This is a genomic window from Pseudomonas sp. HUK17 (genome assembly GCF_001566765.1).
Genome location: NZ_LSMW01000004.1, coordinates 21,937 through 33,481 on the forward strand (window position 1 = coordinate 21,937; position 11,545 = coordinate 33,481).

11 protein-coding genes and 1 pseudogene are annotated in these 11,545 nt (G+C 64.6%); 1 reads left to right on the plus strand and 11 read right to left on the minus strand.

The window, feature by feature from the left end; translation table 11 throughout:
• Nucleotides 1-50 precede the first annotated feature (50 nt).
• Complete coding sequence (locus AX284_RS02045) at nt 51-1,730, minus strand: long-chain fatty acid--CoA ligase (RefSeq protein ID WP_068383316.1); 1,680 nt, start codon at nt 1,728-1,730, stop codon at nt 51-53.
• A gap of 259 nt (nt 1,731-1,989) precedes the next feature.
• On the opposite strand from AX284_RS02045, the gene AX284_RS02050 reads away from it, so the two are divergent.
• Complete coding sequence (locus AX284_RS02050) at nt 1,990-2,460, plus strand: MaoC family dehydratase (RefSeq protein ID WP_017642763.1); 471 nt, start codon at nt 1,990-1,992, stop codon at nt 2,458-2,460.
• Nucleotides 2,461-2,613: 153 nt separating this feature from the next.
• Here the strand turns inward: AX284_RS02050 and AX284_RS02055 are convergent, their stop codons facing one another.
• The 10 genes and pseudogenes from AX284_RS02055 to AX284_RS02095 all read right to left on the minus strand — a co-directional run.
• Nucleotides 2,614-3,189, minus strand: coding sequence for a DUF1349 domain-containing protein (locus AX284_RS02055; RefSeq protein ID WP_068383318.1), 576 nt, complete (start codon nt 3,187-3,189; stop codon nt 2,614-2,616).
• A gap of 53 nt (nt 3,190-3,242) precedes the next feature.
• Nucleotides 3,243-4,310 carry a protein-glutamate methylesterase/protein-glutamine glutaminase gene (locus AX284_RS02060; protein ID WP_017642761.1) on the minus strand — a complete coding sequence of 356 codons (1,068 nt, stop codon included), beginning with the start codon at nt 4,308-4,310 and terminating at the stop codon, nt 3,243-3,245.
• Entirely contained in the window at nt 4,310-4,807 is a 498-nt protein-coding gene (locus tag AX284_RS02065; RefSeq protein ID WP_236712129.1) for a chemotaxis protein CheD, read from the minus strand. Before AX284_RS02065 ends, AX284_RS02060 begins: the two co-directional genes overlap by 1 nt.
• An 11-nt stretch (nt 4,808-4,818) precedes the next feature.
• Nucleotides 4,819-5,631 (minus strand): CheR family methyltransferase, encoded by an 813-nt coding sequence (locus tag AX284_RS02070; RefSeq protein WP_064307176.1) that lies wholly within the window; start codon nt 5,629-5,631, stop codon nt 4,819-4,821.
• Between the two features lie 2 nt (nt 5,632-5,633).
• On the minus strand, nt 5,634-6,116 hold the full coding sequence (locus AX284_RS02075) for a chemotaxis protein CheW (protein ID WP_068383322.1): 483 nt from the start codon (nt 6,114-6,116) through the stop codon (nt 5,634-5,636).
• Complete coding sequence (locus AX284_RS02080; RefSeq protein ID WP_442963834.1) at nt 6,116-7,264, minus strand: methyl-accepting chemotaxis protein; 1,149 nt, start codon at nt 7,262-7,264, stop codon at nt 6,116-6,118. Before AX284_RS02080 ends, AX284_RS02075 begins: the two co-directional genes overlap by 1 nt.
• A 39-nt stretch (nt 7,265-7,303) precedes the next feature.
• Nucleotides 7,304-7,777 (minus strand): annotated as a pseudogene (locus tag AX284_RS12210) (MCP four helix bundle domain-containing protein); the annotation flags it as partial.
• A 354-nt stretch (nt 7,778-8,131) separates the two neighbouring features.
• Nucleotides 8,132-10,435, minus strand: coding sequence for a methyl-accepting chemotaxis protein (locus AX284_RS12215; protein ID WP_068383326.1), 2,304 nt, complete (start codon nt 10,433-10,435; stop codon nt 8,132-8,134).
• 57 nt (nt 10,436-10,492) lie between these two features.
• A complete protein-coding gene (locus AX284_RS02090) occupies nt 10,493-10,999 on the minus strand; it encodes a chemotaxis protein CheW (RefSeq protein ID WP_017642755.1) in 507 nt (168 codons plus the stop codon).
• Nucleotides 11,000-11,002: 3 nt separating this feature from the next.
• Nucleotides 11,003-11,545: methyl-accepting chemotaxis protein (locus tag AX284_RS02095; protein ID WP_236712130.1), on the minus strand; the 543-nt coding region annotated here is incomplete at its 5' end.

Genomic DNA, 11,545 nt, shown 5'->3' on the forward strand with positions numbered 1-11,545 from the left:
CGCTACCAGTCGACGAGAGGTAGCGGCGCGGGGGACATGGTGAAGCCCTGTTACGCCTTCTTGAGTTCGGCGTCACGCAGTTCGCGGCGCAGGATCTTGCCGACGTTGGTGGTCGGCAGGCTGTCGCGGAATTCCACCAGCTTGGGGCGCTTGTAGCCGGTGACGTTGTCGTGCATGTGCTTGAGCACCTGCTCGGTGGTCAGGGATGCACCCGGCTTGGGCACCACGAACACCTTGATCTTCTCCCCTGCCACCTCGTCGGGGATGCCGATGGCCGCGCACTGCAGCACCCCGGGTAACTGGGAGAGCACCTCTTCCAGTTCGTTGGGATAGACGTTGAAACCGGACACCAGGATCATGTCCTTCTTGCGATCGACGATGCGCAGATAGCCATCGGGTTCGATGACGGCGATGTCGCCGGTACGCAGCCAGCCTTCGGCGTCCAGGACTTCGGCGGTGGCCTCGGGGCGCAGCCAGTAGCCCTTCATCACCTGAGGCCCCTTGACGCACAGTTCACCGGGGGTGTCGAAGCCCAGGGCCACGCCATCGGCATCCACCACCTTGCAGTCGGTACCTGGTACCGGTACGCCAATGGTGCCCAGCCGGCGACGCTCCAGCGGATTGAAGCTCACCACGGGACTGGTCTCGGTCATGCCGTAGCCTTCGCAGATGCCGCAGCCGGTGACCTCTTCCCAGCGCAAGGCCACGGACTGCTGCAGCGCCATGCCACCGGAAAAGGTCACCTTGAGCTGGGAGAAATCCAGCTGGCGGAACTCCTCGCTGTTGCACAGGGCGGCGAACAGGGTGTTGAGGCCGACGAAGCCGTTGAAGCGCCACTGCCTGAGTTCCTTGACCAGCGCCGGCAGATCACGCGGATTGGTGATCAGGACGTTGTGGTTGCCCTGGATCAGCATGGCCATGCAGTGAATGGTGAAGGCATAGATGTGGTAGAGCGGCAGCGGCGCGATCATTACCTGAGCGCCGCCGCCCAGGTACTTGGTCATCAGCACCTGGCACTGCAGCATGTTGGCCACGAGATTGCGGTGGGTCAGCATGGCGCCCTTGGCGATGCCGGTGGTGCCGCCGGTGTACTGCAGCACGGCGACATCCTCCGCCCCCGGGTCGGCGTCGACGAAATCGACGTGCTCGCCCTTGGTCATGGCATCGACGAAGCGGATGGAATGGGGAATGCGATAGGCCGGCACCATCTTCTTGACGTGGCGGACCACGGCGTTCACCAGCAGGCGCTTGAAGGTCGGCAGCAGGTCGCCGACCTCGGTGATGATGACGTGCCGGATGTCGGTCTGCGGCAGCACCTGTTCGGCCAGGTGCGCCATGTTGGCCAGGCACACCAGCGCCCGAGCGCCGGAATCCTTGAACTGGTGCTGCATCTCACGGGCGGTGTACAGCGGGTTGGTGTTGACCACCACCAGGCCGGCGCGCATGGCGCCAAACACCACCACCGGGTACTGCAGCACATTGGGCATCTGCACGGCGATGCGATCGCCGGGTTGCAGGTCGGTGTGCTTCTGCAGGTAGGCAGCGAACTGACCGGACAGCTCATAGAGTTCGCGGTAGCTCAGCGTCCGCCCGAGATTGCTGAACGCCGGGCGCTCGGCGTAGGTCTGGCAGGCCTCGCGGAATACCGCCAGGACGTTGCGATAACGGTCCAGGTCTATGTCTGTCTGGATGCCCTCGGGATATTTGTCACTCCAGAAATTCGGCATCATGCAGCCCGCTCCCGCTCTATGGTTATTGTTCGTTGGCGTGCCGTGATCAGCGCTGAACCGGCCCTGCGAGCCTAGCAGCTTTGCCCTGCCCGCAACAGCATCAATATCCGCCCTGAACGTCACCTAATGACCATAAAGTCATTTTTGGTCACCTTCTCTATCGGCTTTTCCGGGCGTCGATTAGCCTCAGACGACCAGCCTGGGTAGAATGCCCGGCTTCGCGGCGTCTGCCGCCTTGCCACAGCTGCCGGAGCGCCTCATGAGCCTGACCGAAAACATCCCTTATGAAGCCCTCGAGATCGGCCAAAAGGTGACCGTGACCCGCACCATCGAGCAGCGCGACGTGCTGCTGTTCGCCGCCCTCTCCGGGGACTGCAACCCGTTGCACCTGGATGCCGACTTCGCCGCCAAGACGCTGTTTCGCGAGCCCATCGCCCACGGCATGCTCAGTGGCGCCCTGATCAGCGCCGCGGTGGCCTGCAACCTGCCGGGCCCAGGCACTCTTTATGTCGACCAGACCATGACCTTCGAAAAGCCGGTCAAGCTGGGCGATACCCTGACGGTGGAAATCGAGGTGCTGGAAAAGCTGCCGAAGTTTCGCGTGAACCTGGCCACCCGCGTGTTCAACCAACACGGTGACAAGGTCGTCGACGGCGTCGCCAAGGTGGTCGCGCCGCGCAAGGCGGTGCAGGTGCAGCAGGTCGAACTGCCCCCCGTCACCGTCGGCTGATGTTCAGCCACGATCTGCTGCGCGTCGGCCTAACTGCGTTAAAAACGCCTTCGGAATGCTCATTTACCATTTGTAAACTCCGCTTCCTCAGGCGTTTTTGCCTTGTTTGGCTCTAGCTCGCTAGATCGTAAAACATAGTTTAGCAACACCACCTCAACTCAGATCGGCCAGGCCTCGCTGCAGCGGGGCTTGCAGACTGAACTCGCTGAACGCCACTTCCATGCCGCCGCGCTCCGGGGTGCCACAGACCGGGCCGACCCGGTATTCCGCGGCGGCTGGCAAGCTGGCCAAGCGCAGCAGCGGCCAGCGCTGACCGTCCAGCGAGGCCTGCACCCGCAGGCTACCCTGGGTCAGGGTGACCCTCAGCCACACCTCTTCCCGCTCGCTCAAGGGTGCGCCCACGGCCAGATCCGAACGGCCCTGGGTCAGGACGCTAAGCAGTTGCGGCGTGTCGTCGAAGTAGCCGATGCCAGCGCGCAGCCACTGCTGCTCGTCGATCCGCACCATCAGCCCGGCATGATCGCCCTGGTTCTTGCAGCGCGCCGCGACCCGCACCTGCGCGGTGAAACCACTGGTGACCCGGGCGCCGAAGAAGTGGCCGCTGTGGCGCTCGGCGCCGTCGTGGGTCTGACGCCAGAAGTCACTGTGGCGATCGGTGATGACCCGGAGCCGCTCGGGCTCGGCCAGCCAGGTCTCGGGTTCATTGATCCATTGGCAGATGTCGAACATGGGGCTCTCCTCGCGTGCTCGCGCTTGGAGTCCGGGCTGCCCCGCAAGTTCGTCTAGGCGCCGCCCTTGAGGATGGCGGCGGCGATCTGGTTGAGACCGATTTCCTGCTCCACGGCGCCGAGTTTCATGGCCTCCTTGGGCATGCCGTAGACCACGCAGCTGTCTTCGTCCTGGCCGAGGGTACGGCCGCCGGCTTCGCGTAGTTCCTTGAGGCCACGGGCGCCGTCGTCGCCCATGCCGGTCATGATGATGCCGAGGGCGTTGCTGCCGGCCGCCCGCGCCACCGAGCGGAACAGTACGTCCACCGAAGGTCGATGGCGGCTCACCGGCGGGCCATCGACCACGTCCACGTGGTACTGGGCACCACTGCGCTTGAGCAACATGTGCCGGCCACCCGGGGCGATGAGCACCCGTCCCGGGGTGACGCGATCACCGTGCCGCGCTTCGCGGACCTCAAGGTCGCAGAGGCGATCCAGGCGCTCGGCGAAGGCGGCGGTGAAACGCTCGGGCATATGCTGCACGACGACGATGCCGGGACAGACCCGCGGCAGGGAGGTGAGCACGGCTTCCAACGCCTGGGTACCCCCGGTGGAGGTGCCCAGCGCCACCAGCCGCTCGGTGGTCCGGGCCATGGCCGTGCCACCGGCGGGTAGGATGACATCGGCGCTGAGCTTGGGCGCTGCCACCACGGGCGCCGCCCGCGGCGCCAGGCGCTTGAGATTGGCGCGGGCTGCCGCCTTGATGGCATGCACCAGGTCCTCGGTCGAGCCCTGGAGGAATTGCTTGAGATTGGCCTGGGGCTTGGTGACGATGCTAACCGCGCCGGCCGCCATGGCCTGCAGGGTGGTGGCAGCGCCCTTCTCGGTGAGGGTGGAGCAGATCACCACCGGGGTCGGCCGCTCGGACATCAACTTCTTGAGAAAGGTGATGCCGTCCATGCGCGGCATCTCCACGTCCAGCACCAGGACGTCCGGCCATTGCTTGCGCATCTTGTCCATGGCGAACACCGGATCGGCCGCTACGCCGACCACCTCGATGCCCGGATCCAGGGCCAGGCTCTGTGCCAGCACCTGACGCACCACGGCTGAATCGTCGACGATGAGAACCTTGATCTTATTCATTAGGGGTAGTCCGGAGAGGAGGGATTTGCGCTCAGGGTCGCCTGCTGGAGAGAGACAGCGCCCGTGCGCAGATCGAGGATCAACTTGCGGTGCCCGATACCTTCGACATGGGTCTTGTCGCACCTTAGACCATAGGCGGCCAGCAAGGCGCGCGCGGCCTCCACGTTGCGCTGCCCGATGGACGCCGCCAGCGTGCTCGGCACTCCGGGGAACATGGAGCCACCGCCATAGAGGTGAATGCGATACCCGCGTGGATCGCTGCCATGGCGCGCCATGGCCCTGAGGATCAGATAGAGGGCATCGTCGATGTAATGGCCGTCGCGCCGGGTGGTCTTGGCGCCACCCAGCCGACTGGGCAGCAGGGAGTGGGTCATGCCCCCCAACCGATCACCCGGGTGCCAGAAGACGAAGGAGACGCAAGAGCCCAGTACCGTCCGCAGTTGCAGATCGCCACGACCGAAATACCAGTCGCCGGGGGTGAGGAAGCGTTCGCCCACCGCCACGGTGCTCAGATCGGCCGCTGATAGATGGAAGGCGACACCATGCGCAAGGCCTCGGTCACGCCATTGAGGGTTTCCGAATGGCTGATGAAGAAATAGCCACCCGGACGCAGATGGCGGACCAGCCGTTCGACGACCTGGCGCTTGGTGGGCAGATCGAAATAGATCATCACGTTACGCAGAAAGATGACGTCGAATTTGCCCACCTCCGGCAACCGGGTATTGAGGTTGATCTGCATGAAGGATATGCGCGCCGCCAGTGCCGGATCGACCAGGAAGATGCCGGCGTTGTTACCCACGCCCTTGAAGCAGTAACGCCGCAGCAGCGCCGCGGGAATGCCCTCGGCCTCCTCCAACGGATACTGACCCAGGCGGGCCTTCTCCAGCACGCGCGTGCTGAGGTCAGAGGCGAGCATCTCCCAGGGCTTGTCACCGAGACCTTCGGCCAGGGTCATGGCCAGGGTGTAGGGCTCTTCGCCGGAGGAACAGGCACCGCTCCACAGGCGAAACGGCTGGCTGCCCTTCCAGTTCGGCAGCACCTGGTTGCGCAGGAAGTCGAAATGCTTCGGCTCGCGGAAAAAATAGGTCTCGTTGGTAGTGAGCAGATCCACCGCCATCTGGAATTCCCCCCGATCCTGTTGGATCAGGCGGAAGTAGGCGCCGTAGCTGGGCAGCTGGCGCAGGCGGATGCGCTTGGCCAGCCGTCCACCCACCAGCGGCTTCTTGGCATCGGACATGCTGATGCCCGCGACCTTGAAGATGAGGGAGCGGAATTGCTGGAACTCGGCATCGGTGAGCGCGAGGGCCTCGGACACGCTCATGCTCAGGCAGCCGGAATGGCAGCGAGCTGCTGGTAGTCGTCCTCACCGAGCACGCGCTCGATGTTGAGCAGGATGACGAAGCCGTCGCCCTGCTTGGCCATGCCGAGGATGAAATCGGTGCGCACCCGAGCGCCGAAATCCGGCGCCGGCTCGATGGCATCCGCGCCGATTTCCAGCACCTCGCTGACGGCATCCACCACCACCCCCAGCACCTGGGTGCGCTGCCCGCCCTGCACCTCCAGCACCACGATGCAGCTGCGCCGGGTCACCTCGGTGGGCTGGCCATGAAAACGCACGCCGAGGTCCATCACCGGTACCGCGGCGCCGCGCAGGTTGATCACCCCACGGATCGATGGCGGCAGCATGGGTACGCTGGTCACCGCGCCATATTCGATGATCTCGCGCACGCAGCCGGTACCCACCGCGTACATGTCACCGCCCAGCTGGAAGGTAAGAAACTGCCGGGGCAGCTCTGCACTACTCATCAGACACTCTCCTCGAAGTGGGCGAAGCCGACCGGAGCCTTGCCCCGGGTGGCAACGGTCACGGGTGCGGAGCGGAAGGCGGAGGCCTTGCGCTTGGTCTTGCCGTGGCTCGAGCCGGTACTGGGGGACAGGCCCGCGTTGACGCCCGGCAAGGCATTGTTCAGGGTGAAGAACTCCATCAGCTGCTGCAGTTGCTCGGCCTGGCCGCTCATCTCCTCGGAGGTGGCCGCCAGCTCTTCCGACGCCGAGGCGTTCTGCTGGGTGAGCTGGCTCAGTTGCAGCATGGCGCTGTTGATCTGATCGACCCCGGCGCTCTGCTCTTCGGAAGCAGCGGTGATCTCCTGCACCAGATCCGAGGTCTTGTTGATCGAGGGGACCATCTCGCTGAGCAGAGTACCGGCACGCTCGGCCAGGGCGACGCTGTTCTTGGCGACCTCACCGATCTCCTGGGCGGCCACCTGGCTGCGTTCGGCCAGCTTGCGCACCTCGGCCGCCACCACCGCGAAGCCCTTGCCGTGCTCGCCGGCGCGGGCCGCTTCGATGGCCGCGTTGAGTGCCAGCAGATTGGTCTGGTAGGCGATGGCGTCGACGATACCGATCTTGTCGGCGATGGTCTTCATCGCCACCAGGGTATCGCGCACCGCCTCGCCACCCTCGCCCGCTTCCCGTGCCGCCTTGCCGGCCATGCCGTCGGTGACCCGGGCATTCTCGGTGTTCTGGGCGATGGAAGCCGACATCTGCTCGATGCTGGCGCTGGTCTCCTCGACCGAGGCAGCCTGCTCGGTGCTGGCCTGGCTCATGCTCTGGGCGGTGGCCGAGACCTCTTCGGAGGCACTGGCCAGGGAATCGGCGTTGCCGCGTACCTCGCCGATGATCTGCCCGAGGCGTTCGGTCATGCCACGGATAGCCGCCAGCATGCTGGTGGTATCGCCTTCGCGGGTCTCGACCACGACGCTCAGATCACCGCGGGCGACCCGACTGACCACATCGGCGGCATAGGCCGGCTCGCCGCCCAGCTGGCGGATGAGGCTGCGGGCGATCAGGTAGCCCATGGCGACCGACATCAGCAACGCCACGGCACCCAGGACGATCATCAGGTTGCGGGCGTCCACATAGGCAGCGGTCGCGGCTTCGCCGGACTCGATCATGCGCTGGGCCTGGAGGTCATTGAGCTGATTGACCGCGGTGACCAGCTCGTTGTTGTTGGGGGCGAAGACGTTGAGCAGATAGTCACGCGCCTGCCCATGGTCGACGTCCAGCAGGCGGAAGAATTCGCTGTACTTGTCCTGCAGCCGCTGGCGACTTTCCAGCACGGCCTTGAGCTTCTGCTTGCCTTCGTCGCTCTGGATCTTCTTGCCCAGGTCGGTGAGGATGTCGCCGTTCTCGCCCCGAATGCGCTTGATCTCGTCGAGGGTCTTGGCACGCTGGTCAGCACCGTCCTGCAGCAGCAGGTTACGCATCTGGCGGCCGGAATCCAGGGTGTTGCGGGCCAGGGTGTTGGCCTGCACCGTCATGGGAAAGCGATACTGCGACATGGAGTCAGCGGCTTCCCTCATCGTCCCCATGTTCAGCAGCGCCACGCCGATGGTCAGCAGCAGCATGAGGATGGCGGCGCCGAAGCCCAGCATCAATTTGGTCGAAACACGCATCTTGTTCAGCATGGAATGACTTCCTAATGGTTACTGCCTAGTTCTTCGGCCTAGCCCTGGCCTTCTTTAACCGTTCTGCTATCTAGCACTTACCGCGTGTCCGCTCTGGAATGCGCCTCATCCGTTGCTCGACAGGGCCTTTGCAGCGCGACTCAGCAATACCAAGGCCTAGCCTGGCTGGCGTGTGTGCCACTTCCTTTCCACAAGGAAACGAAGCGTTACCCTTGGTCCGCAGCCGTCCATTCGGTTAGCACGGCGACCTAGCCAGCCGATCAATCGGTGGCATTACCGCCAAGGGGCGCATCAGGCGGCGCAGCGGCGCCAGCCGATGGCTGTTCAGCCAGGCCACGGCATGGCGCCTAGGCGCTATTCACCGAAGCGTGTGAAACCTTCTGGAAAGCGAGCGTTCGCCGTCTCGCCACGACCGGACGCTAGCGGATGATGGGACCTCGGCAACGACGGCCGGGCATGTTCCAGCGCGCGATCCAGATCGCGCATGGCGCGCCCCTTTCCGGTATGGAAGAAGTCCATGAGTCGTTGCAACTGTTCGGCCTGGCCGCTCATCTCTTCGGCCGTGGCCGCCAGCTCTTCCGATGCCGAGGCATTCTGCTGGGTGATCTGATTGAGTTGCAGCATGGCGGCGTTGATCTGCCCTGCCCCGCCGCTCTGTTCGTCGCTGGCCGCGGCGATCTCCTGTACCAGGCTCGAGGTCTTGGTGATGGAAGGGACGATCTGATCCAGCAGGGTGCCGGCGCGCTCGGCCAAGGCCACGCTGTTCTTGGCCACGGCACCGATTTCCTGGGCCGCCACCTGGCTGCGCTCGGCCAACTTGCGCACCTCGGCGGCTACCACCGCGAAGCCACGACCGTGCTCCCCGGCCCGCGCCGCCTCGATGGCCGCGTTGAGCGCCAGCAGATTGGTCTGGTAGGCGATGTCGTCGACAATACCGATCCGGTCGGCGATGGTCTTCATCGCCACGGTGGTATCACGGACCGCAGCACCACCCTCTTGCGCCTCCTGGGCCGCCTTACCGGCCATGCCGTCGGTAACCTTGGCATTTTCCGAATTCTGCGCGATGGACGCCGACATCTCTTCGATGCTGGCACTGGCTTCTTCCACGGATGCCGCCTGCTCGGTGCTGGCCTGGCTCATGCTCTGAGCGGTGGCGGAGATCTCCTCCGAGGCACTCGCCAGGGCATCGGCCGACAACCGCACCTCTCCGATGATCTGGTTGAGCTTGTCGACGGTGCCGTTGATGGAATTCTTCAGCTCCAGCAACTGGCCCTGGTAGTCGCCCTGAACGGTACGACTCAGATCCCCCTCCGCTAGCCTGGCCATCACGCCCATGGCCTCGTTCACCGGGGCGACAATGGCGTCCAAGGTACCGTTGATGCCGGCGACGATTCGACGGAAATCGCCCTGATGCAGGCTGACATCGGCGCGTGTATCGAGGCGACCGGCCATGGCCGCCTCGCTGAGGTGTTGGGCGTCATCGATCAGACGCTGGATATTGATCCGAACCTGTTCGACGTTGTCGTTGATGAAGGCCTTCTTGCCGGGGAAGCGCTCCAGCGGCGCCGAGAGATCGCCTTCGCCGAAGGCCTTGATGCAGGCCATGGCCTTCTTCTTCACCGCGATATGACCGGCGACCATGGCATTGATGCCAGCGGCGATTTCGCGATAGGAGCCCTGGAAGCGTTCGGCGTCGATACTGACGTCGATGTCGCCGGCATCATGCTCCTGGGACATCCGCTGCATCTCCGCCATCAATCCCTGCAGATTGCCCCGCAGCTGCTCGATGTGGGCGTTGATGAAGGCTTTCTTGCCCGGGAAGGCCTCCAGCGGCGCCGTCAGGTCGCCCTCGCCAAAGGCCTTGACGCAGGCCATGGCCTTCTTCTTGACCTGGATGTGACTGTCGACCAGCGCGTTGATACCGCTGGCCATCTCGGCAAAGGCGCCCTGCAGGCCCTGGGCTTCGATGCAGACCTCGATATCGCCGATGGCATGCTCGTGGGACATCCGCTGCAATTCGCCCTGCAGGGTCTGCAGACTGCCGCGCAGTTCCTCGACACTGGCGTTGATGAAGCCCTTCTGCCCGGGATAGGGATCGAGCTTCGCCGTGAAATCGCCAGCGGCGATCGCGCTGACGCAGGCCATGGCACGTCTTTGCTCGTCCTGCTGCAGTTGCAGCGTGCCAGCGTACTGCTCCAACCAGTCGCGATAGCAACCCGGAAACGCCCTAGCATTGGAGCGACCGTCTAGGTGACCTCGCGCCTGCTCCGTGTTGATGCGTCCCCACTCGGCATCCACTTCGCGCAGGGTCGCCACCAGCCCGGCCAGTTGCGCCAACAGGCTCTGGGTATCCCCTTCGCGCAACGGCAACTGGCGTGGAAACCCACCACGCGCGAGCTGCGCCACCACCTGGGCGGCAACCCGCGGATCGGCGCCAAGCTGACGCTGCAAGGTGTGCATGATGAACCCGCCACCGAGGACCACTACGCCCAGGGCAGCCAGGCCCAGCACGCCCACCAGCCACTGGGCCGAACCGACATCTGGGCCACCCAAAGCTTTCAGCTGATAACAGGCCGCCCCCACTACCAGAAGCAGGGCTACGGCCATGCCCAGTACCGACCATACCACTCGAGTCCGTAGCGAGAACATCAACTGCATGTTGCGCTTCCTTTTTCCTGTCTTTTCTGAGTCTTTGCATCAGGGGTCCAGCGGCGCTCAGCTGGTACTACGCGCGGCCAGGCCGGCCAGTTCTTCGATATCCAGCACCCGCGGGACATCGAGGACGACGACGAAGCCGCTGCCCGACTTGACCATGCCGGCGATGAAGTCCGGGCGCAGGCGACTACCGAAGCTGGGCGCCGGGCGGATGTCGCCGGGGGCGATCTCCAGCACCTCGCTGACCGCATCGACGACCACGCCAAGCACCTGCAGGTCATCGCCCGTGGGCACCTCCAGGATGACGACGCAGGTCCGTGGCCCGACCTGGGTCGGACTACCGCCGAAGCGTGCCTCCAGATCGATCACCGGCACCACCGCCCCGCGCAGGTTGATGACGCCGCGGATGCACGCCGGCATCCGCGGAACCTGGGTGAGCTGGCCGAACTCGAGAATCTCGCGCACGGCCAGGGTATCCACCGCATAGGTCTCTTCCTGCACGACAAAGGTCAGGTGCTGGTGACCCAGGGTGTCTTGCTCTAGATCGGAGATCGTCAGGGCGTTCATGGGTTACTCCGAGAAACGTACGTAGCCTTCCGGCAAGCGACCACCGGCGGCGGACTGGGAACGGACGGCGACTTGCGGACTGCGCGGAGCGGCTGGCCGAGCCCGCTCCATGGCCCGTTCCAGGTCCTGTACCGCACGGCCTTCACCGGTGTGGAAGAAGCCCATCAGCTGCTGCAGTTGCTCGGCCTGGCCGCTCATTTCCTCGGCAGTGGCCGCCAACTCTTCCGAGGCCGAGGCGTTCTGCTGAGTCAGCTGATTCAACTGCAGCATAGCCCCGTTGATCTGACTTACCCCGCTGCTCTGCTCTTCGCTGGCCGCAGCGATCTCCTGCACCAGATCCGAGGTCTTGCCGATGGAGGGCACGATCTGGTCCAGCAGGGTACCGGCGCGCTCGGCCAGGGCCACGCTGTTCTTGGCCACGTCACCGATCTCCTGGGCCGCGACCTGGCTGCGCTCGGCCAGCTTGCGCACCTCGGCCGCCACCACCGCGAAGCCCTTGCCGTGCTCGCCGGCGCGGGCCGCTTCGATGGCCGCGTTGAGCGCCAG

Bases quoted from the DNA above. Each gene is read 5' to 3' on its own strand.
- AX284_RS02090 (WP_017642755.1), bottom strand. From the start codon at position 10,999: ATGAACGCCCTGACGATCTCCGATCTAGAGCAAGACACCCTGGGTCAC.
- AX284_RS02055 (WP_068383318.1), bottom strand. From the start codon at position 3,189: ATGTTCGACATCTGCCAATGGATCAATGAACCCGAGACCTGGCTGGCC.
- AX284_RS02080 (WP_442963834.1), bottom strand. From the start codon at position 7,264: ATGATCGAGTCCGGCGAAGCCGCGACCGCTGCCTATGTGGACGCCCGC.
- AX284_RS02060 (WP_017642761.1), bottom strand. From the start codon at position 4,310: ATGAATAAGATCAAGGTTCTCATCGTCGACGATTCAGCCGTGGTGCGT.
- AX284_RS12215 (WP_068383326.1), bottom strand. From the start codon at position 10,435: ATGCAGTTGATGTTCTCGCTACGGACTCGAGTGGTATGGTCGGTACTG.
- AX284_RS02045 (WP_068383316.1), bottom strand. From the start codon at position 1,730: ATGATGCCGAATTTCTGGAGTGACAAATATCCCGAGGGCATCCAGACA.
- AX284_RS02070 (WP_064307176.1), bottom strand. From the start codon at position 5,631: ATGAGCGTGTCCGAGGCCCTCGCGCTCACCGATGCCGAGTTCCAGCAA.
- AX284_RS02075 (WP_068383322.1), bottom strand. From the start codon at position 6,116: ATGAGTAGTGCAGAGCTGCCCCGGCAGTTTCTTACCTTCCAGCTGGGC.
- AX284_RS02050 (WP_017642763.1), top strand. From the start codon at position 1,990: ATGAGCCTGACCGAAAACATCCCTTATGAAGCCCTCGAGATCGGCCAA.